Annotated in this window: 30 protein-coding genes and 1 pseudogene; 4 read left to right on the top strand and 27 right to left on the bottom strand. The window is 71.3% G+C overall.

Annotated elements, in window-relative coordinates:
* The 3 genes from MTP10_RS40780 to MTP10_RS40790 form a co-directional block, all read right to left on the bottom strand.
* The coding region (locus MTP10_RS40780; protein WP_310717258.1) for a DUF2637 domain-containing protein at nucleotides 1–559 on the bottom strand (559 nt) is incomplete at its 3' end.
* A complete protein-coding gene (locus tag MTP10_RS40785) occupies nucleotides 559–1,707 on the bottom strand; it encodes a hypothetical protein (protein ID WP_310717259.1) in 1,149 nt (382 codons plus the stop codon). The genes MTP10_RS40785 and MTP10_RS40780, both read right to left, overlap by 1 nt.
* Nucleotides 1,704–1,913, bottom strand: a complete 210-nt coding sequence (locus MTP10_RS40790; protein ID WP_310717291.1) for a helix-turn-helix domain-containing protein — start codon at nucleotides 1,911–1,913, stop codon at nucleotides 1,704–1,706. The genes MTP10_RS40785 and MTP10_RS40790 overlap by 4 nt, the downstream gene beginning before the upstream one ends.
* A 251-nt stretch (nucleotides 1,914–2,164) precedes the next feature.
* Between MTP10_RS40790 and MTP10_RS40795 the strand changes: the two genes are divergently transcribed.
* The 3 genes from MTP10_RS40795 to MTP10_RS40805 are packed head-to-tail and all read left to right on the top strand — an operon-like array spanning nucleotide 2,165 to nucleotide 3,975.
* The gene (locus MTP10_RS40795; protein WP_310717261.1) at nucleotides 2,165–2,905 is read left to right on the top strand and encodes a GntR family transcriptional regulator; all 741 of its coding nucleotides are present in this window, start codon (nucleotides 2,165–2,167) and stop codon (nucleotides 2,903–2,905) included.
* Nucleotides 2,906–2,914: 9 nt separating this feature from the next.
* Nucleotides 2,915–3,754 (top strand): phosphoribosylaminoimidazolesuccinocarboxamide synthase, encoded by an 840-nt coding sequence (locus MTP10_RS40800; protein WP_310717263.1) that lies wholly within the window; start codon nucleotides 2,915–2,917, stop codon nucleotides 3,752–3,754.
* A 5-nt stretch (nucleotides 3,755–3,759) separates the two neighbouring features.
* Nucleotides 3,760–3,975 (top strand): hypothetical protein, encoded by a 216-nt coding sequence (locus MTP10_RS40805; RefSeq protein WP_310717265.1) that lies wholly within the window; start codon nucleotides 3,760–3,762, stop codon nucleotides 3,973–3,975.
* A 77-nt stretch (nucleotides 3,976–4,052) separates the two neighbouring features.
* Here the strand turns inward: MTP10_RS40805 and MTP10_RS40810 are convergent, their stop codons facing one another.
* The 11 genes from MTP10_RS40810 to MTP10_RS40860 form a co-directional block, all read right to left on the bottom strand.
* A complete protein-coding gene (locus MTP10_RS40810; protein WP_310717267.1) occupies nucleotides 4,053–4,508 on the bottom strand; it encodes a hypothetical protein in 456 nt (151 codons plus the stop codon).
* Nucleotides 4,505–5,167: a ParA family protein gene (locus MTP10_RS40815; RefSeq protein ID WP_310717269.1), complete on the bottom strand. Its 663-nt coding sequence runs from the start codon at nucleotides 5,165–5,167 to the stop codon at nucleotides 4,505–4,507. The genes MTP10_RS40810 and MTP10_RS40815 overlap by 4 nt, the downstream gene beginning before the upstream one ends.
* Before the next feature lie 402 nt (nucleotides 5,168–5,569).
* Nucleotides 5,570–5,728, bottom strand: a complete 159-nt coding sequence (locus tag MTP10_RS40820) for a hypothetical protein (protein ID WP_310717270.1) — start codon at nucleotides 5,726–5,728, stop codon at nucleotides 5,570–5,572.
* A gap of 775 nt (nucleotides 5,729–6,503) precedes the next feature.
* A protein-coding gene (locus MTP10_RS40825) for an IS5 family transposase (RefSeq protein ID WP_397334590.1) occupies nucleotides 6,504–7,318 on the bottom strand; the annotation gives its coding sequence in 2 pieces (ribosomal slippage) (nucleotides 6,504–6,961 and nucleotides 6,961–7,318; 816 coding nt in all).
* Nucleotides 7,319–7,436: 118 nt separating this feature from the next.
* Complete coding sequence (locus MTP10_RS40830; protein WP_310717272.1) at nucleotides 7,437–7,901, bottom strand: hypothetical protein; 465 nt, start codon at nucleotides 7,899–7,901, stop codon at nucleotides 7,437–7,439.
* A 200-nt stretch (nucleotides 7,902–8,101) separates the two neighbouring features.
* Entirely contained in the window at nucleotides 8,102–8,866 is a 765-nt protein-coding gene (locus MTP10_RS40835) for an endonuclease domain-containing protein (protein WP_310717273.1), read from the bottom strand.
* A 126-nt stretch (nucleotides 8,867–8,992) separates the two neighbouring features.
* Nucleotides 8,993–9,655 (bottom strand): hypothetical protein, encoded by a 663-nt coding sequence (locus MTP10_RS40840; protein WP_310717274.1) that lies wholly within the window; start codon nucleotides 9,653–9,655, stop codon nucleotides 8,993–8,995.
* A gap of 1,006 nt (nucleotides 9,656–10,661) precedes the next feature.
* On the bottom strand, nucleotides 10,662–11,246 hold the full coding sequence (locus MTP10_RS40845; protein WP_310717275.1) for a hypothetical protein: 585 nt from the start codon (nucleotides 11,244–11,246) through the stop codon (nucleotides 10,662–10,664).
* A gap of 541 nt (nucleotides 11,247–11,787) precedes the next feature.
* A complete protein-coding gene (locus MTP10_RS40850; protein WP_310717276.1) occupies nucleotides 11,788–12,783 on the bottom strand; it encodes a hypothetical protein in 996 nt (331 codons plus the stop codon).
* A 1-nt stretch (nucleotide 12,784) separates the two neighbouring features.
* Nucleotides 12,785–13,051, bottom strand: coding sequence for a helix-turn-helix domain-containing protein (locus tag MTP10_RS40855; RefSeq protein ID WP_310717292.1), 267 nt, complete (start codon nucleotides 13,049–13,051; stop codon nucleotides 12,785–12,787).
* A gap of 503 nt (nucleotides 13,052–13,554) precedes the next feature.
* Complete coding sequence (locus MTP10_RS40860; protein ID WP_310717277.1) at nucleotides 13,555–13,797, bottom strand: hypothetical protein; 243 nt, start codon at nucleotides 13,795–13,797, stop codon at nucleotides 13,555–13,557.
* Between the two features lie 83 nt (nucleotides 13,798–13,880).
* On the opposite strand from MTP10_RS40860, the gene MTP10_RS40865 reads away from it, so the two are divergent.
* A complete protein-coding gene (locus MTP10_RS40865) occupies nucleotides 13,881–14,207 on the top strand; it encodes a hypothetical protein (protein WP_310717278.1) in 327 nt (108 codons plus the stop codon).
* Between the two features lie 217 nt (nucleotides 14,208–14,424).
* On the opposite strand, the gene MTP10_RS40870 is transcribed toward MTP10_RS40865, so the two are convergent.
* From MTP10_RS40870 to MTP10_RS40930, 13 genes and pseudogenes are all read right to left on the bottom strand, one after another.
* Nucleotides 14,425–15,861 carry a hypothetical protein gene (locus MTP10_RS40870; RefSeq protein WP_310717279.1) on the bottom strand — a complete coding sequence of 479 codons (1,437 nt, stop codon included), beginning with the start codon at nucleotides 15,859–15,861 and terminating at the stop codon, nucleotides 14,425–14,427.
* Between the two features lie 655 nt (nucleotides 15,862–16,516).
* Nucleotides 16,517–16,648: a hypothetical protein gene (locus MTP10_RS40875; protein WP_310717280.1), complete on the bottom strand. Its 132-nt coding sequence runs from the start codon at nucleotides 16,646–16,648 to the stop codon at nucleotides 16,517–16,519.
* A gap of 176 nt (nucleotides 16,649–16,824) precedes the next feature.
* A complete protein-coding gene (locus MTP10_RS40880; protein ID WP_310717281.1) occupies nucleotides 16,825–17,208 on the bottom strand; it encodes an RRQRL motif-containing zinc-binding protein in 384 nt (127 codons plus the stop codon).
* Nucleotides 17,208–17,783 (bottom strand): hypothetical protein, encoded by a 576-nt coding sequence (locus tag MTP10_RS40885; RefSeq protein ID WP_310717282.1) that lies wholly within the window; start codon nucleotides 17,781–17,783, stop codon nucleotides 17,208–17,210. Before MTP10_RS40885 ends, MTP10_RS40880 begins: the two co-directional genes overlap by 1 nt.
* 15 nt (nucleotides 17,784–17,798) lie before the next feature.
* Nucleotides 17,799–18,329 (bottom strand): Pycsar system effector family protein, encoded by a 531-nt coding sequence (locus MTP10_RS40890; RefSeq protein WP_310717283.1) that lies wholly within the window; start codon nucleotides 18,327–18,329, stop codon nucleotides 17,799–17,801.
* A gap of 99 nt (nucleotides 18,330–18,428) precedes the next feature.
* Nucleotides 18,429–19,121, bottom strand: a complete 693-nt coding sequence (locus tag MTP10_RS40895) for an NUDIX domain-containing protein (RefSeq protein WP_310717284.1) — start codon at nucleotides 19,119–19,121, stop codon at nucleotides 18,429–18,431.
* A gap of 31 nt (nucleotides 19,122–19,152) precedes the next feature.
* The gene (locus tag MTP10_RS40900; protein ID WP_310717285.1) at nucleotides 19,153–19,575 is read right to left on the bottom strand and encodes a hypothetical protein; all 423 of its coding nucleotides are present in this window, start codon (nucleotides 19,573–19,575) and stop codon (nucleotides 19,153–19,155) included.
* A gap of 204 nt (nucleotides 19,576–19,779) precedes the next feature.
* A complete protein-coding gene (locus MTP10_RS40905) occupies nucleotides 19,780–21,933 on the bottom strand; it encodes a hypothetical protein (protein WP_310717286.1) in 2,154 nt (717 codons plus the stop codon).
* Between the two features lie 119 nt (nucleotides 21,934–22,052).
* A complete protein-coding gene (locus tag MTP10_RS40910) occupies nucleotides 22,053–23,921 on the bottom strand; it encodes a hypothetical protein (RefSeq protein ID WP_310717287.1) in 1,869 nt (622 codons plus the stop codon).
* A complete protein-coding gene (locus MTP10_RS40915) occupies nucleotides 23,921–24,331 on the bottom strand; it encodes an ATP-binding protein (protein WP_310717288.1) in 411 nt (136 codons plus the stop codon). The genes MTP10_RS40910 and MTP10_RS40915 overlap by 1 nt, the downstream gene beginning before the upstream one ends.
* A complete protein-coding gene (locus MTP10_RS40920) occupies nucleotides 24,331–24,597 on the bottom strand; it encodes a hypothetical protein (RefSeq protein ID WP_310717289.1) in 267 nt (88 codons plus the stop codon). The genes MTP10_RS40915 and MTP10_RS40920 overlap by 1 nt, the downstream gene beginning before the upstream one ends.
* Complete coding sequence (locus MTP10_RS40925; protein WP_310717290.1) at nucleotides 24,594–25,016, bottom strand: SsgA family sporulation/cell division regulator; 423 nt, start codon at nucleotides 25,014–25,016, stop codon at nucleotides 24,594–24,596. The genes MTP10_RS40920 and MTP10_RS40925 overlap by 4 nt, the downstream gene beginning before the upstream one ends.
* Nucleotides 25,013–26,017, bottom strand: a pseudogene (locus MTP10_RS40930) (hypothetical protein); the annotation flags it as partial. The pseudogene MTP10_RS40930 and the gene MTP10_RS40925, both read right to left, overlap by 4 nt.

Genomic DNA, 26,017 nt, shown 5'->3' on the forward strand with positions numbered 1-26,017 from the left:
TGCCGGTGGCGCCGTGCCAGACGTTCATCGCCGCCGCGGTCAGCGCCAGCAGCCACGTCCACACCCGCAGGCGCGCGGTCGGCCGCTCGGCCTCCAGCGCCTTGTGCGTCAGCCAGGCCAGGTACCAGGCGCTGCCCTCCAGCGCCACCGGCACCGCGGCCGCCAGCGCACCGAGCTGCATGACCTGAGTGCCGAACTCCAGCTGCCCGTCCCACGCGATCGCGATCGGAGCGCCCATCGCGATCGCGCCGACCAGCAGCGGCACCCGCGCGCTGATCGCCTCAGCCGTCGCCACGGCCGCCTCACCGAGGGCCGCCCGGCGCGCCGCACCCCGCTTGGCGCGCTCAGTCCGGCGCGTCTCCTTCGCCTTGGCCTTGGCCTGCCGCCGCTCCTCGCGGGCCTGCGACGCCGTGCGCTCACGCTCGGCGTCCATCTGCATCCGCGTCTGCTCCAGACGCAGCGCGGTCTCCGCGCGGGTCGCCTCAGCCTCAGCCAGGCGGGCCTGCGCGTCGGCGGCCGCCGCGGTGCGCGCAGCCTTGGGGTCCCAGTAGGTGGTCATCAGGCACGCCCTCCTTCGTGCTGGGTCAGCGGGTTCGGGGAGGCGTGGCCGGCTGCCATCACGATGTCGGTGGGACGAGCCGAGAGCGCGGTGGGGTCGGCCGGCAGGTCAGCGGGGTGCTGACGCCGGAACAGGTCACGCCACGAGCGGCGGCGCTGGCCGTGGTCGTCGACGGCGGCGGCCAGTCCGGCCACCTCGGTGGCGACGTCGGCCAGGCCCTTACCGGCGACCTGATCCAGGGTGGTCGACAGGTCCGCGACCTGGTCGACCACGTCCGTCGACGCGGCGGTGACGGCAGTGGCCAGCTCGCGCACCGCCGCGGCGATGTCGGCCAGGTCCTGCCGCACCGCGGCCATCTGGCCGACGCTCTGGCGCAGCTCGGCGAGCTCGCCGGTGATGGCCAGCAGCGCGTGCGCGGTCGCGGCCTGCGCTGCGTACGTCGCCGTCGGCGCGCTCGCCTCGGTCAGGCGCTGCGAGCGGCTGCCGTCGGTGTAGACGGGACTGTAGAAGTGGTGCTCATCAGCCGCGTAGGCCAGCAGCGCCCGAGCCTCGTGACGAGCGGCGTCCTTGGCAGAGCCGATAGTCGTGACCGGCCTGCTCTGGCTCTCGGCGCTCGCCGTGGCGATCAGCGTGTCGGCCAGCAGAGCGATGACCTCGACACCTGCCTGGCCGGTGATGTCGTCCGTCCAGGCCCCTATGGGGGTACCGGGAGCGATGACGTCGCGCAGGTCGGCCGGCGTGCTCACGACGCGTACTCGGGCCACGGGACCGTAGAGCTCGCTCATCTCCCGCTCAACCTCGGCCACCTCTCGCAGGCCGTGGATGTCGAGCATCTTCCCGGTCGGGGTGAGCACGCCGCAGTGCGCCCACTTCCAGGCCTCGTCGATGTACTGCTCTACCAGCGCGAACGACCATCGCGTCCGCTCGTGGATGGCGGCGGCCAGCCGGTGGCACTGGGCGAAGCCGAACAGCTCGACCGCGTCGGCATCGATGACGCCCGGGCGCAGCCGGAACTCCGTCTGGCCGTGGAAGCTCGGCTTGCTCAGGGTGATGGTGACCTCGACGTCAGCCAGCGGCCGGTCGACGGCCAGCTCGGCCAGCGCCGGGTACAGCGTGAGGTCAGGGGAGACGGGCATCGCGGTGATCACGCGACCACCGCCTCAGGGATGTCCTGGCGGTCACGCCGCAGAAGCGCTCGTACTTCGGACTCCCGGTAGCGGCGGTGCCCACCGAGGGTCCGCTCCGCAGTCAGCTTGCCGTCTCGTGCCCATCGGGCGACGGTGTGCACGGTGACGCCACACATCACGGCAACAACGCCAGGGGGAAGCAGGGGATCCTGCTTGCGGTCGGCGATGATGGATTTCAAGGGTCGTGTCCTTCCTGTGAGATGGCTGGACGGCCCTCGCGGCCTCGGCGGGTAGCAGCGCCGAGGCCGCACTGTGTTCAGCTCGGAAAACCGTGCAGAACGTTGGACTAGTGCAGAGCGTAAGCTTTGCACTAGTCCAATGTCTAGCCGTCAAGCGGAAGTCGCAAACCCGAGTCGGAGAAGCTTGCACTAGTCCATTACAGTGGCCTTGCACTAGTCCATGTTTGAGGGAGATCGCTGTGGCGCCCACACTGAACCGGCCCGATCCGCCCTACCTGCAGATCGTTAGCCACTTCCGGCAAAAGATCATGTCTGGTGAGCTCCGCGAGGGAGATCGTTTGCCGACTGGGCGGCAGATCTCCGAGGACTTCAGCGTCGCGATCGCCACAGCAACAAAGGTGATCACCACCTTGCGCAGCGAAGGGCTCGTGGACACGGCCCCCGGCCGAGGGACCATCGTGAAGCCCGCCTCGCACTCCCCGACCGACCGGGCGATCGCGACACGCCGGACCGGCCGCATCTATCCGCCGGACGAGCACGCAAAGATCAAGACGGCGGCGCTAGTCGACGCGAACGAGCGGATCGCCGACGCCTTGGGCCTCCAGCCTGGCGCCCCTGTGGTCCGCCGGCAGCGTGTGACCTACCGCGGTGACCAGCCGGTCTCGGCGTCAACGTCCTGGTTCGACGGCCAGCTCGCCGAGGTCGCACCGCGTTTGCTGGAAACAGAGCGGATCCTCCAGGGCACTTTCGGCTACCTGGCCGAAGTGACCGGCCGGACGATCAAGACCGTCCGGGACCAGAACGCCGCCGACGCCGCTTCTGAACAGGACATCCAGGATCTTGGCGTTCCTCTCGGCTCACCGGTCCTGCGGGGCCGCAACTGGGTCTACGACGGCGACGGCAACATCATCGAGTACGGCGAGTACGTGTCGGCTGCCCAGCGCTGGCAGTCCTACGAGTTCGAGATCACCGACAACTAAGGAGACCCTGTGGAACTGCTGCATTCGGGCAAGGTGCGAGACGTATACCTCGACGGCCAGGACCTCATCCTGGTCGCCTCCGACCGTGTGTCGGTCTACGACGTGGTGCTGCCCACGCCCATCCCCGGCAAGGGGAAGATCCTGACGCAGCTGTCGCTGTGGTGGTTCGACCAGCTCGCCGATGTCTTCCCCAACCATGTGATCAGCGGTACGGACGTGCCCGCTGAGTGGGCGGGCCGGGCGGTGCGTTGCCGCCGCCTGGAGATGCTGCCTGTGGAGTTCATCGCCCGCGGCTACCTCGCCGGCTTGGGCCTACAGGAGTACCGCAAGCAGGGCACCGTGTCGGGTGTGCCGCTGCCGGAGGGCCTGGTCGAGGGTTCCAAGCTTCCGGAGCCGATCTTCACCCCCACGACGAAGGCCACCGTGGGGCACGACGAGTTCGTCACCTTCGACGACGTCGCCGGCGAAATCGGCGCCGAGACCGCCGCCAAGCTCCGCGACGTGACCCTGGAGGTCTACCAGCGCGGCGCGGCCATCGCCGCCGAGCGCGGCATCATCATCGCCGACACCAAGCTCGAGTTCGGCCGCGCACCGGACGGCACGCTGGTCCTAGCCGACGAAGTCCTCACCTCTGACTCCTCCCGGTTCTGGCCGGCCGACTCCTGGGAGCCGGGTCGCCCCCAGCATGCGCTGGACAAGCAGTTCGTCCGCGACTGGTCGAGCACTCTCGACTGGGACCGCACCCCTCCGGGACCTCCCGTCCCGGACGACATCGTGCAGGCGACCCGAGCCCGCTACATCGAGGTCTACGAGCGCATCACCGGCAAGTCCTGGCAGGAAGGCGAGTAACCATCATGCAGACCTACGACCCGCACCGCCTGGTCGACGACGTGCGCACGGTGCTGGAGGCGCACGGCCTTGCGCCGAACGTGGCCCCCGGGCAGAAGGGCCAGGCCGTCTCTACTGCCGGGCAGCTGCTGCGCACTCTCGGCATCACGCCCGCCATGGACCCCGTCGAAGCGCTGGCACGGGCGATGGACAAGCCATGGACGGAGATCGACGAGCGTTAGATCTTCGCAGAATCCAACACGGGACCACGGGCTTACCGTGGTCCCGTGTCTTTTGAGCTGGCCAAATGCTCAATCGACTATCGCTGAGCTGCGCTGGCGATGAGCGTGCTGATGGCGCCGTTGCGGTCCTTGATGAGGACCGTCATGAGCGCCCGGAGCACGGCGACGTTGGTGGTCTCGTGGCTGGCCGCCCACTCCTTCAGGTCGCGGTAGAGCGACGGTGCGAGGTCGTAGGTGGTCTTGGTCAAGGTGCCGGCGGGCCGCACGGCCTTGGCAATGGCATCTTCCACGGCGAGGTCCAGGGCCGGGTTAACCATCAGCTCGGCGATCAGCGCACGCACGACCGGAGCAACGCCGACCAGGCCATGCCGAGCTGACCAGACCCGGACCTGGCGAAGCAAGTCCGGCTCCAGGTCGAACGTCGGCTTGTACGGCTTGACCCGGACGACGGGACCACGGGACGCCTGTGGTCCCGTGGCCGGTTGACGTGCAGCAGCGGCCGACATGCTGCCTCGACTACGCCGCTGGGTCATGCCGCCGGCGCCTTGAGGGTGAGGATCTCGATGGCGGCCTCCTCGTAGGCGGTGCCCTTGGCGAGCACGGGGGCGCCGTGGCTCTGCGCGAACAGCTCCAGACGTGGGATGCGCGTCTCCAGGACGTGGTGGCCTTGCTCGGCCAGAACGGTGGCCGCCTCTCCCGTGCTGGCGGCCTGGGATACGCAGCGGTTGAGCAGGACGCAGGTCGGCAGGTCCTCGCTGCGCAGAGCGTTGACCTCTTCGATCACATGCAGCACGGGCGCCATGCGGTCGATCTCCACGGTGGTGGGCGCGACCGGGATGATGGCGACGTCGGCGGCGCGGAGCGCCGAGATGGCGATGCCCTGGTGGTCCTCGATGGGCGGGGAGTCGACGACCGTGAATTTGTAGTCGGCCGCCAGCGTGGGCAGGGTCCGGTGCAGGTCACGGGTCGCCAGGCTGATCACGTCGAACGGCATCGGCGCCCGGGCGTTCCAGCGTTCGGCCGACCCCATGCCGTCGCTGAGATCGGGTGCCATCTTCAGGCGAGCGCCGCCGGGATCGGCTCCGACCAGCAGGACCCGGTGGCCCATCTCATGCAGCGCGTGGGCCAACCAGACCGCGCTTGTCGTCTTGGCAGTGCCCGGTTTGAGGTTTGTGACCGTCCATATCGACATGGCGGCACCATACGGGACCACGGCCTTCCCGTGGTCCCGTGTCCTCTGTCCAGGCGTGTCGCGGCCCTGTACCCGTCACCTCGGTGCCGTGGGCCGACGAAGTCGGTCCGCGGCGGCGATCGCCCCCGACCACGTACGGCCGGTACCGAAGTGGGGCGATCGTGAGGCCTCAGCCGCCTACGGATGACTGTCTTGTCCGAACGAACCTTGCGACGCGCCATCGCTCTGACCTGAGGCTCGCAAGGTAGGTCCGGACGCGTTGCCTACGGCCGTCCGGACTAACCCTGCATTTTCGGCGACCGGCAACGTGCATACCAAGGCCGCGGTGGTACGTGAGGGACGTCTGGTCGCGTCCGTGACGCTCGCGGCAGCGCCGCTGCGTGCCTCGGGGTTTGCGGCCATTTAGTCCTGCACGTCGAGTGTTTCAGCGGCGACAGCGAGAGCTGCGTACGCCTGGACCTGAGCCAGGAGCTCCATCATCACGGCACCGGAGCGGGCGTTGGCGACCTTGAGCGTCTCTTCCGCCCTGCGGAAGTAGTCCTGAGCTTTCGCGTTAGCCATGTCGTTTCCTCTCGCGCCTGGTCACAGGTAGGTCTCTCCGTCGCAGGGTTAGTGCGGACGTTGCACGATCGATCGCAAGGTAAGTCCGGACGTCGCAAGGTTCGCGAGGACTGGGCAATGACGCTCCATCTTTCGTCCCGGACGTATTGGCGAAGCCGTAGATACCTTGGTCCGTTCCGCCTTTCTGATCTTGCTCGCGAGGTGCGCGAATGAAAGATGCCTAGGTGTGAACCCCGCTGGCAGTCGATGCGTGAGGACATGACGGCATGGGGCGGGGGAGACCGTCAGCGTTGTAATGCCGTGGTGTGAAAGATCGTTGAGGCGTGGAGCGCGAGAGCGAGACAGGGGGCTCGGAAGGGCGCTGAAGGTCTGGGGGCGGCTGTGGTGAGGGTGCGGGTGCGGGCGTGGCGGGCGGCGGCCGGGACCGGCCGCCAGGGCCGCACGCCCGGCCGTCGATCCGCCGGGCCCGCGCCCCCCGCGCGCTCAGCGCGGGGCGCGCTTGATCCTCATAAGAACAATTCGGCAACCCGGTAGGCGCTGCTATCGCTAGCACCTGGCCCTGCTATCGCTAGCACCCTCGCTAGCACCGAAACCCGCCCGTGACCAGGGCGTTAGCACGCTAGCAGGCCGTGGGGGCAACCTCGGGAACCGCCCGTGGCATCGCAGATGCATAAGTACATCGCCGCGCGCGACCGCGTAGCGGGCGCCTTGATCGTCGTAGAGAAAAGTTGCATTCACGGCCGGCGCCGGCCGAGTTGGGGGGCACTTAGAGCTCCTAACGCAATGAAGCGAGGCGGCGCCAGCAGATGAGCGCGCAGGCCAGCTTGAGGAACGCTTCATGGATGTCGTCACGGACCTCCCAGCGGATACGCAGGCGCCGGAACGCATGCAGCAGGGCGAAGGTCTGCTCGACCACGTAACGGTGTTTGCCCAGGCCGGACCCGTGTTCGGCGCCCCGGCGAGCGATCAGGGGGCGGATCTGCAGCTCGCGGACCAAGCGGCGGTACTTGTCGTGGTCGTAGCCGCGGTCGGCGAGTACGGCATCGGGGCGCTGACGAGGCCGGCCGCGCTTGCCACGAACCTTCGGGATCGCGTCCAGCAGCGGGCGCAGCTGGGTGACGTCATTGCGGTTGGCGCCGGTCAGGATGACCGCGAGGGGGATCCCGGTGGCCTCGGTGATCAGATGATGCTTGCTGCCGGCCCGCCCGCGATCGACCGGGGACGGGCCGGTCTGCGCCCCCCTTTTAGCGCCCTGATCTGCGAAGAGTCCACAGCAGCGCGGGAGAAGTCCAAGGCATCCGCCGCTCGTAACCGATCCAGCAGCACCTCGTGCAGCCGCTGCCAGACACCCGAGGAGTTCCACTCGTTCAGACGCCGCCAGCACGTCATCCCAGAGCCATAGCCCAGTTCCTGTGGCAGGTGCTCCCAGGCGATCCCGGTGTGCAGCACGAACAGGATGCCCTGCAAGGCCAGCCGATCGTCCAACCGCTTACGTCCCGGATGGCGAAAGCGGCGTTGACGCTGAGGGAGCAACGGCTCGATCACCGCCCACAGCTCGTCACTGACCTCCCATGGCTTCGGCTTGGCCACCCGTGCTCCTCTCACGCTCACTACAGCGAGAGATCACATCACACCGGAGATCATTTTGTTAGGCGTTCTTAGCGCCTATCTTGCTGCGCCGGTCGCGTCGGCCTGGTGCTCGTGAGCGTCAGCGGCCCAGGAGCCGGTCGAGGCCTCCGGGGTGGGCGCGGTCGAGCGCGTTAACGGCGTCGGCCAGGGCGCGATACAGCCGGGCGTGGTTCCAGTGCTCGCGCCCGAGCTGGTCGTCGTCGAGCTGGCGGGTGAGCTCGTTCAGGTGCTCGACCCACCCGCGAGCGGTGGCCGGCGGCCGCCGGTCCAGACGCGTCTGGACGCGGGTCTGGGTGTGGGTGACGGTCTCGGTGATGACCTCGCGCACCGGTTCGGCAGTCGCGGCCGCGGTGGCGATGTCGCGCTGCAGGCGGGCTTCGGCGGTGCGCACTTCCCAGGCGCGGTTGCGGTGCGCCTTGCTGCAGTAGGTCGGAGGCCGGCCGCGCCCGGAGTAGGGGATGAGGCTGCCGCACCAGCCGCAGGTGCGGCTTTGCAGGCGCTGCTGTACGCGGGTGCTGAGGGTGCTCTCGCCGGCGGGATCCATTGATCCATCACAGCGGGCTTGCGTCCCGGACGGAACGTCTTCTCCGAGTTTCGTACTAACTTGCTCCGCGACGATCATGGCTTTGGTGACCGGCCCGGCGGCACCGGTGCCGCCGACCGGCACGCCGGGTTGCCGCGAGGTTCCGTCCCGGACGGAACGCTAAGGCTGTCTTATCCACTAACTTGCTCCGCCAAGAGGGATCATTTACTGCACTCGTTCCCGTACGGGTCACCCAGACGCGGACAGCGCTGGTAGTAGCTGGGGTCTACGTTCACGGGGCGTTCGGCACGGCCTTGTGAGACGTGCCATCCGGTCCAGTGGCGGGTGTTGCAGCCGTTGCACAGGGGCGCGCGGACATAGCCGTGTGCGTGGCAGTGGTCCCAGACCTGGGCACGGTTGGTCATGCACGCCGCGCACACGAACGCCGCCGCTTTCGGCCAGTCACGACGCCGGCGGCGCTCGGCCGTGTAGGGGACGCCGTCGAGCTCGCCCGCGTAGATACGCGCCCCGCCGTGGACGCCGGCAGGCGTGTAGAGGACCAGGGATCGGGTGTACTCACCATGATCGGCCACCACGGTATGCCCGGACATCTGGTGCCATCCGGGGCTGTTTTGGCCGTGGTTGGCGGCCAGGCAAGAGCAGTCGCATTCGTCGCCGGTCGCCTCAAGGCACAGCCGGTTGCATGTGGAGAGCTTGGCCATGTCACGCCACACTGCGGCGTAGCCGTAGCGGTCGATGCACACGATGATGAGGCGACCGAGCGAGGAGCGGGGCAGGCGCCATTTCTTGTCGTCGCCGAACTGGGGGGCTCGGATGCCGGCGGACCTCTTGAGCCATCGCTTGGTGCCGGGGACCGGGGGAAGCTCGGCCACGATGCCGGCGGCGAGGGGGAGCCAAATACGCGGGACGGGCACCTCGGGCGGCGCGATCAACTGACCGTCTGCAACATGTACATGCTGCTGCACGCACTCCATCGTGAGCGCGGCCGGGCCAGCTGCACAGGCCCGGCTTCGCCAGGTTGTAAGCGTGGGCGGCCATCTCAGTGATCTGGCCAGCGGTGTAGGTCATGAGGCGAGCTCTGCCGGAGAGGGTCAGCGGGTTGCACGGTGCTGGTGGAACTGTGCGGCGTAGGCAGGAGTGGTCCACACGCGGGTACCCGGCCGACGGCTGGGGCCGTAGACGCTAGGAAAGTACAGGTTGCTGTGCTGGGGGACCGCGATGTTGATGAGGTTTCCGGTGAGCACCGCGGTGACGAAGACGTTTAGTTCCAGCGGCCCGGGGTTTTCCCAGGTGCGAGTCGCCGTGTCGTAGCGGCGGTGCCCGTCGAGGACGGCGGGGACGACGCCGGGGGACTGGGGCCTGACCGACTCGAAGGGCCAGGGGCCGACAGACTCGATCTGGATCGAGGGGAACAGGCCAAGCCAGTGCCTGAGTCGGTCGCAGATCCAGCACACCGCCACCCGGTCGCGAGCCAGGGTTTCGGTACGGCGTTGCAAGGTGGCCAGGTTGGCAGGGGAGAGCTGGACCTCCCAAGCGACCTTGCGTCCGGTGCTCGGGTGGGTGGCCAGGGTGTCTGCGCGCCAGCCCTGGCCGGGAACCTCCACCTCGGCGTGCCAGCCAGCTTCCCTGGACAGGCGGGCGAACAGGGTCTTGAGGTAGAGGTGCGCCTGTGACTCACCTCGGCAGGGGCAGGAGGGATCCGCTATGTCGTGTGCGAAGAAGCGCAGGCCTTGCGGGCTGATCTTGGCGTGCACACGGCCTCCACACCACGTGCAGGCCAGCATGGGACGGGGCCGAACTCGATGGATGGTGTCCCAGGCCAGGCCGCAGCCCAGATCCTCATGCGTGGCATCAAGTCGGCCAGCGTCGGCGTGGTGGGCGGTGAGCGGCACTTGAAGGACCTCCCGATAAGGAGTGTCCACGCCGAGTGCATGGCTGGCGAGGGTAGAAGACCAAGATCGGAAGCTACTTGTGAGAACGAGATGTTCCCGCAAGCTAGCAACGCTAGAGCGATGCTCTCGAATATGCGGGCCCGCAAGCTCGCTGGGGAACCCTCGGGCGCGAGCCGGTCGGTTATCGGTCACGGACGACCGCGTGCGCAACGGCACGCCGTTGCCGCCAGGCACGGGTTTTGCAGGCCGGCGAGCAGTACAAGGCGCCCCGCCGGGTTTCGACCGGCAAGAACGAGTAGCAGACCCGGCAGAACCGGGCCGGGTCTGGGTCAGCGCTGTCCATGGCGGCCCACCGGTACCCGAGGACCAGCCACCGCCGCACCTGCCGCCGAAACTTGGCCCGGCAGGCGTCGCAGCAGAACCGCGCGTCGGCGCGGGCCCCTGGAGCCAGGAGGCGCTGGCACGCGTCGCAGCGCCGCGGCGAGCCGCTGACGTCGGAGGCCACACCTTCACCGTACGCCCGGGTGATGGAGACTCCGGCGACCGTGGCTCTGTCAACCGGAGGCGTCGGCCGGGTCGGCCAGCTCTGCCGGCGACGCTGCGAGCACCAGCCGAACCGTGACAGCCGCGCCGTACAGGCGGGCCACCTCGAAGAGGTGGTCTCCGACACCCGCGGGAGCCGGTTCCGGGGTCAGGTCGTCGACGGGTTGCTACCTGCTACCCGCCAGGTCAGTGCCGGTTTCGCACTGCTAGCGGGGGTGCTTCCGGAAGCAGGCCGGGTCGCTGCCGGCAGTGGCCTACCGGCGGCCGCGCCGTCCCATCCACGGGACCACAGGATGCCCGTGGTCCCGTGTGATGTTCGGCCAGGTCAGCGGCCGGTGTGACGGTGTTCCGGCTCAAGCTCCAGGTCTCCGAGCCATTGGCCTACCGCGTGCGCGCCGGCGTGGTCGGCGAACAGGCTGCAGCCCTCGTCGTCGACGCCCTTGGGGTCCGGCCCGCGTCGCCGGGCTCTGCAGGTGGGCAGCTCAACCAGTTCCCGGGTGCCGTCGCCCCAGCGCAGCCATGTGTCCCGAGACGGCGCTTCGCCTTGCGCCTGGGCGGCGTGCAGGCCCGGGTGTCCGGGCTGCAGCTCGCAGCCGTAGGCCAGTCGGCGGGCGAAGGCGCCGTCAGCCAGCGGCTCCCACTCGGCGTCGGTGAGCAGGTTGTAGGCCGGGCACCTCGCGGGGCGGGGGTGCCGGTGCAGGCCGACGGCGACGGCGAGGGCCTGTGAGGCCGTCTCGGTGACCGCGTAGATGGCGTCCTGGACTCGGGCGGCGTCCTCGCCGACCAGATGGGCGTCGGCGAGCTGGTCGACCAGCAGCCGAACATGCGTGGCGTAGCGCCGGCTGGCGTCCAGCAACGCGGTGACCGCGTCGATGCCGTCGGCGGGTGCTGTCGGGTCGGATGGGATCACGACCGCGACGGTACGCCGCCGACCCGTGCCGCGCCCGCCTTTCCTCCACTGACGCGTCTACCTGCGGCATCACGGAGACGGGACCACGGGGTGGCCGTGGTCCCGTGTCATGTCACCAGCAGCCGAGCCGCGTGAGCCACCACGGCGTCGCCTCGCGCGCCTGCGCGATGACGGCTCCCAAAACTCCCGGATCGTGCATGTGCACGCGTGCATGGCCCTCGGTGCAGGCGCGCGCGGTCCGTGCACGGTGCAATGCACGGCAGGACGCGGGCCTGCGCTCGTCCCGGGGCATACGGGACCACGGCCGCCCCGTGGTCCCGTGTCGCCGCTCGGCCTGTCGGCCCGGGCCTGGAGGGCAAACGGGTGGCGGGCGGGCGCCTCGCACGCGCGCGCGTAGACCGGCCGGAAAAGTCCGGAAACTCTCGCCGCCTGGGGCTGCTCGGCGAGGGCCTGGTGCTCGCGCGTGTGCGCGCGTGATGCCTCGCGAAAGTCGCCGGGGCGGGGGTGGTTCCTGTTTTTCGACCGGAGATGAGGGAGGCGGTCATGAGGCTCTTGCGGCGATGGCGGCGAGGTCGAGGTCGTCGGGTGGCACGCCGTTGCGGCACAGCGCGCACCAGGGTTGGCCGGAGCTCGGGTTGATCTGGTCGCCGCCGGGTTCGCCGTGTGGGCAGGGCGGGGCGGTGCGGCGGTTGTCGGCGGCCTGTCCGGCGTGGCGGCGGGCGGCCTGTTCGCGGACGTGGCCCTGCCAGTCGGCCAGGTCGCCGTTGCGGGCCAGGGTGGTGATGTAGCCGGCCAGGTTGTGCGGCTTCACGGCTTGCTCGATGGCGGCCGCGATCGCCTCGGCTTCGCCGGCGTCGACGCCGAGCTCGTTACGGACGATGTCGGCCGGCCGGCGCCGTGATGAGGAGAGTTGACGGGGTTGAGGGATAGGGGTCCCACCAGCCGGGACGCTGAGGCTGGCGTTCCGGGACGCTGAGGCTCGGGAATCGGGACGCTGAGGTGGCGGCTCAGGGTCCCGATTCGCGGGACGCTGTTCAGCCGCAGCGGCAGCCGGGTCAGGCTCAGCGTCCCGGTTTTCGGGACGCTGAGCGTGCGGCGGGTCGGCGGCCTGGTCGGTGAGGGCGGCTCCGGCCTGGCGTAGCAGGGCCTGGACGTCGCGGCGGCGCCCGGCCGGGGCCTGGCCGACGCCGATGCCGGGCCGCTCGACCTGGTCGACGTCGCCGGCGTGCTCGGCGGCGCTGGTCGAGGCGTCGGGCGGGGCCATCTCCTGGATGCGGAAGGCGGCACGCCGGTACTTGCGGCCGCCGGTGACGCGCTCCAGCACACCCTTGCTGATCAGGCTGTTGATGGCGGCGTAGCGCTGGGAGCGGCTGAGCCGGGCCCGGCGCAGGAAGCGGGGGTCGTCTTCGACGCCGGGCCAGCATTCGCGGGTCACATCGCGCGCCTGCTCAGCGAAGACGATCAGCAAGAACAGCTCGCGGTAGGTCAGTGTGGCGGGGGCGTGGTCGAGGACCTCGATGATGAGGTTGATGCTCATATCACTGCCCGCCGTCGAGGGGGGCCAGGCCGAGCATGGCGCGGACCGGCGCGGTGGGGATGAGGATCTTGCGGCCGATGCGCAGGGCGGGCAGCTCGCCGCGGCGGACCGCGTCGTAGGCGGCGCCGCGGTCGATGCCGAGCACGGCGGCCGCCTCGCGCACGGTCATCGTGGGCCGCTGCAGCGGGCCGGACTCGGCGCCGGCCGGGGCGGGGGAGGGCATGGTCTGCTGTGGGCCGGTGTGGGCCTGCGTGGTCTGGGGTCGCATCACGCCGCGGATTGCTACACGAAAGGGGCGCTTGCGTCCTTCTACGATCACGGAGACCCGGTCGGGGCGGGCGTTGACGCAGATCAGCGCGGCCAAGGTCATCCACGGGACCACGGGCTTCCCGTGGTCCCGTGGCGACGGGACCACCCAGAGGTGAAGTCCACCGGTGTCAACATCCACGCGCGGCCTCGGCTCCGCTTCCTCGGGGCCTTTCGTCGAGCACCGCGGCGGCCGCCGGCGGACGACGCAATCCCCCCACGCTCAAGATCGTTTTCGCGCAGGTGGGTGGGTGGGCGATCGGGGAGCGGCGCGTGCGTGACAGGGGGGTGGGGGTGTCACAGAGGGCGTGACAGGCAGAGAGTCACCGGTCAGGGCCTCGTGACAGGGGTCGTGACACCCCCGCGTGACAGGGGACATACCGGCACAAACCACCCGGCGTGACACCCCCTGTGACACCTGCCGTGACACCCGTCCGGCCGTGCCGTGACACCTCCAGGGGCCGATCACAGGCCGGCGAGGCGGGCCGCGTGGGCGTTGGTCGGCGGCGGTCGCCTGGTGGCTGCGCACAGCGCCGGCGAGCGCGGGCTCCCAGCCGGTCGACGGGGGCGTGCCCGGTCCCCGTCGAGCGCGCTCTCCTGGTCGACGTCGACCAGGTCCTCGACGGTGCCCTCGGCGGGGTGCAGGTGGGCGGCGGCCTGGTCGAGCTCGGCTGCCAGGCGGGCGAAGACCGCTGTTTCGGTCGTCACGCCGCTGTCACGACACGGCAGCAACAATCCTGCTGAAGGCCATAGGCCTGCAGTAGGGCCTCCTGGCCGGAAAGGAGCCACCCATGCACGGGAAGGTACGTCTGCTGGCGCTCGGACCGGCACTGCTGGCGGCGCTCGCACTGCCGCCCACGGCATCGCACGCCTCCAGCGCGCTCGACTCGGCAAAGGCAGCAACCACAGCAACGAGCAACGTCCTGCATGCGGCGAAGCCGAAGCCGAAGCATAGTGAGTCATGGTGGCGGGGTTACGCGGCCGGACAGAGGCAGGGCCTCCGCGATGGGCGGATGGACTGCCGCAAGAAGAAGTCCAATCGTTCGTTCAACGCCTCCGACTACTGGCAAGGCTGGGCAGCCGGATACCGAGTCGGGTATGCCCACTTCTGCGGCTAAGGAGCAGCTCCACAACCGCCCGCAGAAAGCATGAAATCCTCCGCTCAGGGCGCCAGGATCGGCACCCTGAGCGGAGGGCAAGGAAGGCCTTTGCCGTTCCTCAACCCCGTGCCTCCTCGAGGGCGGGGTTTTGTCGTACGCCGCGGCGGCCGCCGGCGGGCGACGTATTGCGTCGCGGCGGCCGCGCCAGGCCTTGGCGCGACGCAATGCCGGGCGCTCACGAGCGGCTCCGGGCGGCCATCATCTGCACCAGCCACTCGCGGTCGGCGGCCACCGCTTCGGCGCTCGGCGTGGCGTCCGGTTCGTTCTCGGGCGTCCCGGATGTCTGATCGGGTAGCCGGTGCCGGTCGCGGACCTCGCGCTGGAAGATCTCTTCCGGCTCACAGAGCCCCCCAGACGGTCGCCACGGGGCGTTCGGCGCGTCGCCGGACCGGTTGCCCGGGGGCAGGGGGTGCGGGCCGCTGAGGCGATTCTGGGGCTCTGCGCCGTCGTGGGGCGCGGTGCGGGCGTCCAAGCGGGTCAGCTCGCCCTCGACTCGGTCCCCCGCGAGCCTGCGCGCCTGACGTCGGGCCAGCTCGACCAGCTCGGCGCGGCGAGCCGCGTTGGCGGCGTTGCGCTCGGCGTTGGCGGCCAGGAACGCGGCATGGCGCCGCCCGTCGTCGTCGACACGCAGCTGACGGGCCCGGCGGCCGGCGCGGCGCAGCTGGGCGAGGGTCCGGCCGATGCGCCAGCGCAGCACGCCGCACAGGTCGGTCGCGGAGGCGACCTGCGTGGTCAGCAGCTCGCGCGCCTCCGATTCGGGCATATGGCGCAGCAGCAGCATCACCAGATGCGCCAGCTCGCCCATCTCGGCGTCGCTCGGCACCTGCCCGGCTCGCTGACGGGCCCACTCCGGCGCCAAGATCTTTACAAAGTTAAGGGCGGCGCCTCGTTCCTCGTCGAAATCTCGCCCCTGGAACGGCAACAGACGCGGCCGCTGACGCTTCTGTGACGGCTGTGACTGGGGAGGGGGGAGTCCCTCGCGTGTATAAGGAGACGTGTGAAGTCGTCCACAGCCAAGAGCCGTCATGATCGGCTCACGGCGGACCGCTGAGCCGTACCGGACCACCTCGCACTCGGCCAGGCCCTCATCGAGCATGGCCTTGGTCTGGCCGCCCTTGGCGATGGTGATGGGGTTGTCGATGTGCCGGCGCACCTCGGCCGCCAACGTCTTGGGCAGATCGTCGGGCAGCGCGGCCAGGTCCATGGCCAGCACATAGCGCGCCTGGATGCCCGGCGCCGGACGGCGGGCCTGACGCACCAGGCCGGCCGCGATGAGCCGATCCAGGTCGGTCCAGCCCACGCGCTTGCTGAGCAGGTGCGTGGCCGCGTACTTCTCCAGCACCTCATCGATGTCGACCAGGCGGCCGCGCTTGTCGGCCTCCAGGCTCAGGTGCTTGGCCAGCCGTGCCGCGCACGGATGCAGGTACTCCCCGCGCGTGATCAGCAGCCGCAGCAGCCGCCACCACAGCTCCGAAGGCAGGCCGGGCAGCTCGTCAGCGCCCTCGTAGTGCGGGTAACGCTTACTCCGTGACTCAGGCTCAGCATCGAGCCCGGCGTCCAGCTCCGCGGCGAGCGCGCGAGCGGCCGGGAAAGGAGGGTGAGCGGCGCGCAACTGCCCCGGCGTGTCTTCAGGGCATAGTGGGCTGACCGCCTGGCTGCCTGCTATGGTCGTCTCCAGACGTGCAAGGACCACTCAAGGTCGATCCGCTCTTCGCCGGCCAAAGCAACCGAGCTGATCGTTCCAAGACGTGTTCTGCTTGATGAAGTTGTTTTCGACGCCCCGCAGCCTGCGGGGCGTTTCTTTTTGCCTAGGGCGACTCCCGATGGGGCCGTAGTGGTCCAGTCAGCTCGGCATCCTTCCACGATCACGCCATGCCGCGCGCCCTTGCACGCCCCGTAAACGTGGGCGTGTCGCACTTCTGCAGGCGCACATGCGTCCTGACGGGCACAGATCGGACGCTGACGCACGAGGGACAGGGGACCGGCGGCGGACGCCACCGGCATGCAGAGATCAGTACCACACTTCTTTACAAGCCGTGCGGATCTTTTGTCAGAAAACTTCGGTGTGCAGGTGTTTTGTCCCTTGCTCCCTGTCCTGACAGGCGCGTCGACGTCGTCAGGACGCCGACACCCGCACCCTCGTGCCCCGGGCTGGCCCGGTCGGGATTGCGTCGCGCGCTGGCGGCCGCCACGGTGGTCGACGCAAAGCGCCGGGCCGGAGAAGCCGAGCACGGGACCACGGGTTGCCCGTGGTCCCGTGGCCGTGGTCACCGGTGGTTGTGGTTGATGGGGCTGGTCGACTGCGCCCCGCACGAGCACGTGTAGACGGGCTGGGACTGGCCGCCGTTGGCGCCCTGCGGCCACTGCTGACGGGTGACACGGCTGCTGTTGGATGTCATCGTGGAGACTCCTCACTGAGGGGCCCCGGGGCGTGCTCTTGGTCGGGTAGCGCCCTGGGGCTTTGTCATGGACGGGGGCGTCCGGGGCAGGCACCCCGGGCACCCCGCCCGGCACTTGGCCGAGCGGGGACCCGCGGCGTCGGCGCCGGGTCACGGGTGGAACCTTCTGATCGGCATCAGGCGCTGACCTCCCAGCCGTGGCAGTCCAGGCAGGCGCCGTAGCGTCGGGGCAGGCAGTACGGCTGTTCGACGCCGCAGTCCGGACAGATGCGCCGGGCGCGCAGCGCCTTGGCGATCGCCTCGCGCTGGGCCTCGGTCGGGGTGCGCTTGGGCTTGGCCAGGGCCAGCTCGTACAGGTAGGCGACCCTGACGCCTGTCTTCGAGCGGCGTGAGCGCCACATGATCTGCGCGCACACCGGCTGTCCGCCCGGTCGTAGCCCGGCGGCGGCGAGCTGCCGGTAGGTGGCCAGTCCGGCCGGGGCCATCTGCCAGGGGTAGGTGGGGATGCCTCCGTGGCGCTGGCCGTCGGGGTCCCAGAACGGCATGCGGGCCCGTCCCATCAGCCCACGTCCAGCATCGCGATGAGCTCGGCGGCCTCGCTGTCGCTGCTGGCCATCCGCTCGCACAGCTTGCGCACCAGTACGCGCGCCTCATCCTCGTTCGGGCCGACGCGGTCGCTGGTACGGCGCGAAGGGACCGGACGGGTGGTGTCGTCGCGGTTGGCCGGGCCGGTCGAGGCCCGCCGGCGGCGCGTCCTCGGCTCCTCGGCCGCCTGAGCCGTGTTCTGGGTGTTCGGCGAGGCCGGGGCGTCCAGCTCGTTCAGCCACGCCTCGGCGGCGCTCGCCTGCTCATAGGCGGCCGCGACCAGGTCGACCAGCCGGGCGCGCAGCCGCTCCAGGGCGGCCATCCAGCGGCGCGCCGCCTGGTCGTCGCCGACGGCCGGCAGCCGCTCCTGCAGCCGGCGGGCGCTGGCGGCCACCTGGCCCAGCGGGCAGCTTCGGGCGAGTTCCAGCAGCTCGGGGGCGCCGGTGAGCGGCAGGCGGGCCAGCAGCGCGCCGATCGCCTCGACCTCACTGATGTGCTCGCCGATCTCTTCGCTCGCGATGGACGGTTCGGGTATGGAGGTGGTGGTCATTGTCCGGCCCCCTGCTCAGCCGAACGCCAGCGGCAGCGTGATGACCAGCGCGACCAGCGCGACCAGCATCAGGTCGACCGCCAGGCGGACCAAGGTGTACTTGGCCAGCGCGATGCGCGAGAGCCGGTGCAGGTCGTCGGCCGCGCGGGCCTCGGGCTGGGCGGTGGCCACGGCGGCCAGGAGCTCCTGGCCGCCGGAGGTGCGGGCGTGGGCGACGAACCCAGTGCCGCCGACACGCGGGATGCGCGGCCGCACGACCGTCAGCAGCACGCCGGCCGCCCCGGTCAGGGGCAGCGTGGCCAGCAGCACCCCGGCCACCTCAGCGACGCTCAGACGGGGCCCTGCGGTGATCAGCGCGGCGGCCACGGCGGTCAACGCGCCGAGCGCGAACGCGAGCAACATGTTCGCCTTGGCGTCGACACGGGCCAGCTCGGCGCGGGCGGCGTCGCCCTCGCGGTGCAGCACGGCCAGCAGCTCGTCACCGCTGACCGTCACCTCGCCGACCGGGACGGACGGCGTGGACGGGCGGGAACGGGTGTGCGTCATGATGGAGGTGCCTCTCTGATCTGGGATTGGTGGGGTGTGCGGGCGCGCCCGCCGCGGGTGTCTTGGCCGATGACCGCGGTGATGCGCGCCCGTCTGATGTCAGGAGTCGAGCAGGTCCCGCAGCAGCTCCTGGTGGGCGGCGAACACCCGCGCCTGGCATCCGACCTGCAGGTGGTCGACCAGCACCGCGTAGCTGTCCGCCGGCACCCACGCGGCACACGCGGCGTCGTCGGCCCCCACCGGGACTGGCACGTCCCAGTCGGCGACCTCGCCGAGGTCGATCCGGACCGGCACGGTGACCATCCACGCCTCATCCGAGGCGCGCGGGTCAGGGACGTACCGGGCCGGGAGCACCTCGCGCTCCTTGTCGGCCAGGTCGAGGCCGGTCTCCTCGGCGAGCTCGCGGATCGCCGCGTCGGCGGGGTCCTCGCCGGGATCGACCGTGCCGCCCGGCAGGGCCCAGCCGTGGCCGTCGCCCCGCTCGACCATGACCAGCCACCGACGGCCCTGGCCGTCGATGGAGGTCACCACGGCGTCGGCGCACACCTGCTCGCCCCAGTGACCCAGTTCGGCGCGCCCGTAGCGGATGCCGGTCGGGTACTTGTGCCTGAAGGGGTTGAGGGGGCGCCCGTCGACCACCTCGAACGGGATGAGCGCGGCGGCCTGCCGGGCGGGCCAGTCCATCGTCGTGGGGTCGGTACGCGGGTCCGCCCAACCCTCAGCGACGCCCCGGTCGAGCACGTCCGGGTGGGTGAAGGTCGACTCGTCGCCGACGATGTCAGGGATGTTCATGGGAGTGATCTCCTCTTTGAGGTGAGTGGGCTTACAGGGCGGTGTGCTGCGTGCTACGGCGGGTGCAGTCGGCCGGGCAGTCGGTGCACAGGCCCGGCTCGGGACCGGGGGTGCCGCCGGTGACGTTCCACAGGTGCTCGCCGGAGCGCGGGGTCTCGCCTCGGCGCAGGTCGGCCTCGTGGGCCTTGCGGAACAGCGGGCCGATCTCCTCGGCCATGGCCACGAGGTCGGCGTGGGCGCGGGCCAGGTCCTCCAACGCGTCGAGCACGGTCTGGTCGACGGGGTACTCGCCTTCCAGGCGGCGGCTGTAGGTGCGGATCGCGGTGGCGGTGAAGTCGTCCACGGCGGCGATCTCGTCGAGCTCGTGGGCGACCTGCCACATGTCGAGCGGGGCGTGTGCGGCGGCCACGGCGTTGAGGTCGGCCGCGGCGGCGGCGATCGGGTTGACGGTCATCTCTCCTCCTTCAGGTGTCCGGGTGTCCGGGTGTCCGGGGGGCGACGGGGTGGGGTGGCGGGGGTGTGGAGGGCTACGCAAGGGGGTCCTTCGCTCCCCCGGACGCCCCCGGACGGGCCGCGTTTCCCCTGGTCGGGCGGTGTCCGGGGCGGATGTCCGGGGGTGTCCGGGTGTCCGGGGCCGGATGTCCGGGGCTTGTCCGGGTCAGGCGGCCGGCCAGGCGGCGACGTCGGCCGGCACCTCCAGCTCGCCGGAGGCGATCCGCTTGGCGGCGGCCTCCAGGTCCTCGCGGGCGTAGCCGCGCCGCTCGACTCCGCCGCGCAGGAAGGCGCGTGGCAGGGTGGCGACTCCCAGCGGGCGCAGCAGCGCCGCCAGGGCGAGGACGTCGGGGGTGCGCTGCCCGGCGTCGTTGACGGTGACGATGCCGAGCGCGGCCGCCAGGGCCTCGCTGTGCATGCGGGTGTCGCTGCCGAACGCCTCCAGCGCGCGGCGCAGGATCTCCGGAAGCGGCCGGGACGCAGCGGCCGGGGCAGCGGCCACGGGGCGGACGTGTTCGGCCCGGAGGATCTCGCTGTGGCGCGGCCGGGGCAGGTCGGGCCAGGCGGCCGCCTGCGTCATCGCCGGGGCGGCGGGCTTGCGGGTCAGGCCGCGCAGGTCGGGCCAGGCGGTGGCGTCCGGACCGCACGGCACGGCGGTCAGGTGAGGCGGCGAGGCGGTGGCTGCGGTCTGGCGGACGTCGGCCAGCTCTTCCTGGACGGTGTCGAGGTCGGTGAAGGCCCTGCGCATCCGGGCGTAGCGGGTGGCGTAGGTGTCGCCGGCGACCTTGCGGGCGGTCGGATCGAGCTCGGGGCGGATACGGGCCACAGCGTGCGCGGCGTCCACGATGTCGCCGGGTCGCATGTAGTAGGACCGGAACGGGCGCGGCGCGCCCTGGCCTGCCTGGATGAAGCCGCAGCCCACGCCCGGCAGGTCGGCCAGGCTCACGCCGCGGTTCCAGCCGAACAAGAACGACAGCTCTTCCTCGTCGGTCACGTACATGCCGACCCGGACGCCGCTCTGCTTCTTGACGTTGGCGGAGATCATGTCCTGCGTCGCGCGCAGGGAGCTGACGACGACGTTGCAGGCCTCGTTGCGGCCGATCCGCTGGAGCTCCTCCAGCGCCTCGCGCAGGTCGCGCAGGACCGGATCGCGGTTGGCCGGCGCGAGCGCTTCCGCGCCTTCGTCCACGATGATGACGATCTCGGGCAGGTCGGCGCTGACCGGCATCAACGACGCGTTGGCCTTGATCTTCAGGGCGCGGGTGCTCTTCTTGCGGTCCTTGGCGATGGCCAGCGCGGTCTCGGCGATCGTCACTGCTTCCTCGGGGGTGGCGGCGGCCCAGTCCACGGCCGGCCGGTCGGACTCGCCCTCCAGCCAGGGGTGCAGCCAGGCCTGGCTCATGCCGCCGCCGTTGAGGTCGATGTGCCAGACCAGCGCGTCCCGGCACAGCCCGACCCCGGCGGTCAGCGCGTGCAGCGTGGTGGTCTTACCTGACCCTTTCTGTCCGGTGACCAGCGCGGACGCCTCCCGCAGCAGCACCTCGGTCGGGCTGGAGTCTCGGTACTCGCCCAAGACGATCGGCTCCATGATGGAGCGGGGCCGGTAGTCGGCGGGGTAGTCGATGTTCTCGGTCAGCCGGTTGACGGTGGCCACCCGCAGGACGACGGCGCCGCGGTGCGCGCCGGGGGTGATCTCCACGCCGCAGCCCTGCGGGAGGCGGGCGTCGGTGGCCAGCGCATCTGCCGCGGCCGCGAGCTGGGTGCGGGTCGATCCAGCGCCGGGCAGGTCCACGTGCACGTCGTAGCCGCACCGGGTCGGCCAGGCCGCCACGCCTGTGACCTGGACGCGCATCCGGCACACCCGCTGGATCCGGCGCTCCCAGTCCTCGCCGACCTTCGCGGTCCGGCCCAGCACCAGCGCCCTTCCGGTGCGACCGGCGCCAGACGTGCGAGGCGTCGCACGACCCAGCGGGGCGAGGATTCCCGCCGTCGCCGCGCCGATACCCAAAACGGCCCAGGCGCTCTGGCTCCACAAGCCGGCGGCCAGCGTGTAGGTCAGCCACGACCCCGCCCCCAGCCAGCACACCAGCCGGTACAGCAGCCCGGCGGGCGGGTGGGCCAGGTGAGCGGAGCGGACCACGGTGGCCACCGCGCCGGCGGCGGTCGCGGCGCCGCCCCACAGCGGCTCCACGGCGGCCAGGTCGCCGGCCACGGCCACGGCGGCCAGGGCCAGCGCGCCTTGCGCGGTCGCGGTGACCGGGCTGCGCGTCGCGAGCGACCAATGGACCTTGGTGGTCTTGGCGGATGTCTTGGTGGCCATCAGATCTCCAGTCGGTCGTCATGCAGCTCAAGCAGAGAGGGGGTCGGGTCGGTTCCGCCCGGCATCCCGGCCGGTCAGGGCCGGGATGCCGTACGCAGCCCACCCGGGGGCGGATCGAGTCAGACGTTCCAGGCGGCTTCGTTGGTGCGCGGGGCCTCTTCGCGTTTGAGGTCCTCGGCGTGCGCCCGGCGGAACAGGGCGCCGATCTCCTCGGCCTGTGCGACGAGCTGGGCGTGGGCCATGTACAGCGCGCCGAGCGCTTCGACCACGGCCGGGTCGATCGGGTATTCGCCCTGCAGACGGACGGTGTAGGTGCGCAGCGCCATGCCGACGTTGGCCGGGATCTCCGGGAGCTGGTCCAGCTCCCGGGCCACCTGGAACATGTCGACCGGGGCGTGCGCGGCAGCGGCGGCGTTCAGTTCGGCAGCCGCCGCGGCAAGCGGGTTCGCGCTCATGGTGCGGTTCCTCCTCGTGTAGGTGCTGGATGCGGTGAAGGGGTGACGGTGCCGGTCTCGACCGGTCGCCGTGCTCGCGGCCGGGCTCTCGCCCGGCTGCTTGCGGAGAAAGAGCAGCTCAGTGCCGCACGGGCAGATGACCGACTGGCCGCCCTGCCCGGCCGGGATGGTGGCCGTGTGCCGCGCGCCGCAGCCCACGCACGTGGCGCTGGCAGTGATGGGCCGATCAGCCGGGCCAGCCGCGTCGTCCCAGTTGTCGGGCGGGTCGTTCGGCTTGCGGTAGAAGCGGATCTTGAAGCCGCACGCGCAGGTGACCCAGACGTCTTCTTCGTCGGCCGGGATGGTGCCCTTGACCTTGGCCCCGCAGCGCGGGCACGCGACGCTCGCAGCCAGAGCGTGGTCGCCGTCCGCCAGCGGCTTGTCGGTGGACGTCTCAGCCCCGGCGCCGGCCTCGCTCGCCTCCGCCCCGTCGTCCTTCTCAGCCTCACCCTTACGGGCTTTGCGGCGACGCCAGGCCTCGGTCAGCAGCGCCACCAGCGCCATGACCGGCCCAGTCACCGGCCCGTGCCAGCCCAGCACGGCGGCCGCGCGACGTCGGCGGGCGCGGAAGCTGCGGTCGGTACCGGTGGTGGCGGCCCGGTAGCCGGCCGACACGCGACGGCCGGTCTTGCGGTCAGCCCACACCGCCGCCTTGCGCGCACCGATCGCGGCCGCGCGCGCAGCTGCACGGCCCGCCCGAGCGGCACGAGCCGCACGACCGCCGCTCTTGCGATCCCCCCAGGACGCCGCCCGGCGGGCCCCGCCGGTCACCGTCTTGGCAGCGGCAGCGCTTTTACGCGCCGCGGCGCGGGTGGCCTGGCCCACGCTGGCCGCCTGCTTGCGGACAGCGCCCACCGCGCTCCCGTTCCGGCTCGCGTTCTTGCCCGTGGCCCGCGCCGCGGTAGAGCCGCCGGCAGCGCGCCCACCAGCGGCCCGACCGCTCTGACCGGGGCGGGAGGCGGAAGCCCTTCCAGCGGGAGTGGCACCCGCGGCCGGGCGGCTCGCGCGAGACGCGCCCGCCTTGCCTGACCGAGCCGAACCGCTGGCCCCGGTGCTGAACAGCGCGCTAGCGGACTTGCCGGCAGCCTTCCGGCCGCCGAACAGGCCACCCGCAGCAGACGCGGTTTTGCCGCCGCTGCTCCTGGAGCCCGACCCGGCCGCCCAGCCCGTGCCGGTCTGCGCGCGGCCACGGCCCCGGCGATGCCGGATGTAGGCCACCGCGCCGCCACCGGCCAGCACACCACCGGCAACCAGCCCGGCCACGCCGGTCAGCTGGTAGAGCGTCCCCAGCAGCACCGTCCCACCCGTCATGCCGCCGGCCGCCAGATGCCCGGCCGGGATGCCCGACGGCGCATCCTCGGCCTCGGCCTGGTCCTCGTGCTCGTAGTCCTCGACCGGGTCGACGTCGATCGAGTCGTCGGCCGGGGACTCCTCGACCTGCGCGGCCGGGGCGGGTACGGGCTGGTCGAGGTCGTCGCGGGTCTCGTTCGTCATCACGTCACCTCCGGGGACTGCCAGTCCAGCCAGCAGCACACGGTGCGGCTGGCCGGCTCGGCGCGCACGTCGTAGACGTCGGCCAGGCCCTGCACGAGCTCCAGGCCGTGGCCGCCCTCGCGCGGCTCACGCTGGAGCGGCACCAGGGCTGGGCCCAGGTCGATGACGGTCAGCCCGACGGTGCCGGGCTCCAGCTCGACCTGGACGGCGAACCGGCCGCCGACCTGGCCAGAGGCGCTGTGCAGGATGGCGTTGGTGGCCAGCTCGCTCACCACCAGGGCGACGTCGCCAGCGCGCGGGCAGTCCGCCGGCAGCAGACCCAGCGCCCACGACCGCGCGGCCGGGATCGACGCCGCCACGCCGGCGAAGTACTCGCGGTGGGCCACCGGGGCGGGCATAGCGATCGCCATCACGCCACCCCCGCCCTGTTCGCCCTGGTCGAGGTGATGGCGGGGTGAGCCAGCAGCACCACCGGCCGGGCGCCGGCGGGCGGCAACTGGCCGTGCCGGGCCAGCACGTGCCGCACGTGGATCAGCGGATCGCCCTCGCCGAGCGCGGCCGCGGCCACACTCGCCCTGGCGGCCGCCAGCAGCTCGGCATACTCGCTGGCCAGCAACGCCGCCTGGTCCCGCTCGGTGCGCACCACAGGCGCGACGGCGGCCATGGGAGGAGTCATGCCGCACCCCCGAGCACGCTGGCGATCTCGCGGTCCCAGTCGATCCACTCGTGCTCCAGGCCCTTCGGCACGAGCCGGTAGGAGCGGGCCACGAAGGAGACGACCTGCTCACGCGCCACGAAGAACGACACCGTGTCGGCGGCCTCGTTGCGCAGCTCCTCGCCGCTGAGCTCGATGACCAGCCAGTCGTCGTTGCCCACCGGGCCGACCCGCACATCGCCCTGGCCAGCCGCCCCGCTCAGCCCGTCGGCCAGCAACGAGCGAGCGAACACGTGCGCCTGCAGCTCGTCGCCGTAAGCGTCCAGCAGCGCCAGCTCCACCGCGTAGGGGTCGCGCGAGGTGTAGGTGAGGGTCGCCGCCAGCGGCGTGTCCGGGCGCTCCTTGTCCAGCAGCAGGATGCTTGTGCGGAATGCGCTCATGCCGCCACCCCCTCGGCGAGCTCGTCACGCAGCCGGCGGGCGATGCTCGGGGCGCAGCGCAGCGTCTTGCGGATCGCCTCCGCCGTCGGGCGAGCATCGATCGATCCCGCCTCGATCGCCGCCGCCAGCGCGGCACGGTGGCCGTCGATCGATCGACGGGCGCCCGGGGCCTCGATCTGGCGGCGCGCAGCCCGGCCCGATCGACCCGATCGGCCCGCCGGTCGATCGACGGGCGTGTGCCGGCCGACCGCGAGCACCGGGGAGTCGATCGGTGCGGAGACCGGCTGAGCCGGGCCCTCGATCGATCGAGGCAGCGCTTCGGCTGCCGGGGCCTCGATCGATCGACGCGTGGACGCCGACTCGCCCGACGGCGCCTCGACCAGGCCGGGGGTCGATCGATCGACGTGCGCCTCGACCTGGTCGATCGACGCAGCCGGGAGCGGGAGCGTGGATCGATCGACGCTCGGCATGACGATCGGGATCGGTCGACCGATCACCAGACCGCCGACCATGGCCGCCTGTCCCTTGCGGACCGCCTTGCGATCGGCGCGAGCCTGGCGGCGCATCGCCCTGCGCGACAGTCGACGCTCGCGCCCGGAGGCGTCCGGGCCGACGCCGTAGCGGTCGATCCACGCCGCCCGCCACGCCAGCTCTGCCGAGCACTGCGAGCCACGGGCGGCCTGGATGCTGGCCGCCGCCCACGACAGCCTCGGGTAGCGCACCCGGCGCCACAGCGCGGTCCGCAGCTCAGCCAGCGGCCGACCGCTGGTGCGCTGCCGGCGCGCCATCACCGTCAGCTCCCACAGCCCGACCCCCAGCAGCGAGGCCAAGCCGCGCACCAGGCCGACCTGCAGCCCGTCGGCGCCGAAGGCGGTGCCGGTGGCGCCGTGCCAGACGTTCATCGCCGCCGCGGTCAGCGCCAGCAGCCACGTCCACACCCGCAGGCGCGCGGTCGGCCGCTCGGCCTCCAGCGCCTTGTGCGTCAGCCAGGCCAGGTACCA

Source organism: Nonomuraea sp. 3-1Str, from assembly GCF_031570565.1.
Lineage (GTDB): Bacteria > Actinomycetota > Actinomycetes > Streptosporangiales > Streptosporangiaceae > Nonomuraea.

Coding starts and splice junctions, on each gene's coding strand:
- MTP10_RS40805 (WP_310717265.1), top strand. CDS start 3,760: ATGCAGACCTACGACCCGCACCGCCTGGTCGACGACGTGCGCACGGTG.
- MTP10_RS40810 (WP_310717267.1), bottom strand. CDS start 4,508: ATGACCCAGCGGCGTAGTCGAGGCAGCATGTCGGCCGCTGCTGCACGT.
- MTP10_RS40815 (WP_310717269.1), bottom strand. CDS start 5,167: ATGTCGATATGGACGGTCACAAACCTCAAACCGGGCACTGCCAAGACG.
- MTP10_RS40820 (WP_310717270.1), bottom strand. CDS start 5,728: ATGGCTAACGCGAAAGCTCAGGACTACTTCCGCAGGGCGGAAGAGACG.
- MTP10_RS40830 (WP_310717272.1), bottom strand. CDS start 7,901: ATGGATCCCGCCGGCGAGAGCACCCTCAGCACCCGCGTACAGCAGCGC.
- MTP10_RS40850 (WP_310717276.1), bottom strand. CDS start 12,783: ATGAGCATCAACCTCATCATCGAGGTCCTCGACCACGCCCCCGCCACA.
- MTP10_RS40855 (WP_310717292.1), bottom strand. CDS start 13,051: ATGCGACCCCAGACCACGCAGGCCCACACCGGCCCACAGCAGACCATG.
- MTP10_RS40865 (WP_310717278.1), top strand. CDS start 13,881: ATGCACGGGAAGGTACGTCTGCTGGCGCTCGGACCGGCACTGCTGGCG.
- MTP10_RS40875 (WP_310717280.1), bottom strand. CDS start 16,648: ATGACATCCAACAGCAGCCGTGTCACCCGTCAGCAGTGGCCGCAGGGC.
- MTP10_RS40880 (WP_310717281.1), bottom strand. CDS start 17,208: ATGGGACGGGCCCGCATGCCGTTCTGGGACCCCGACGGCCAGCGCCAC.
- MTP10_RS40885 (WP_310717282.1), bottom strand. CDS start 17,783: ATGACCACCACCTCCATACCCGAACCGTCCATCGCGAGCGAAGAGATC.
- MTP10_RS40890 (WP_310717283.1), bottom strand. CDS start 18,329: ATGACGCACACCCGTTCCCGCCCGTCCACGCCGTCCGTCCCGGTCGGC.
- MTP10_RS40895 (WP_310717284.1), bottom strand. CDS start 19,121: ATGAACATCCCTGACATCGTCGGCGACGAGTCGACCTTCACCCACCCG.
- MTP10_RS40900 (WP_310717285.1), bottom strand. CDS start 19,575: ATGACCGTCAACCCGATCGCCGCCGCCGCGGCCGACCTCAACGCCGTG.
- MTP10_RS40905 (WP_310717286.1), bottom strand. CDS start 21,933: ATGGCCACCAAGACATCCGCCAAGACCACCAAGGTCCATTGGTCGCTC.
- MTP10_RS40910 (WP_310717287.1), bottom strand. CDS start 23,921: ATGACGAACGAGACCCGCGACGACCTCGACCAGCCCGTACCCGCCCCG.
- MTP10_RS40915 (WP_310717288.1), bottom strand. CDS start 24,331: ATGGCGATCGCTATGCCCGCCCCGGTGGCCCACCGCGAGTACTTCGCC.
- MTP10_RS40920 (WP_310717289.1), bottom strand. CDS start 24,597: ATGACTCCTCCCATGGCCGCCGTCGCGCCTGTGGTGCGCACCGAGCGG.
- MTP10_RS40925 (WP_310717290.1), bottom strand. CDS start 25,016: ATGAGCGCATTCCGCACAAGCATCCTGCTGCTGGACAAGGAGCGCCCG.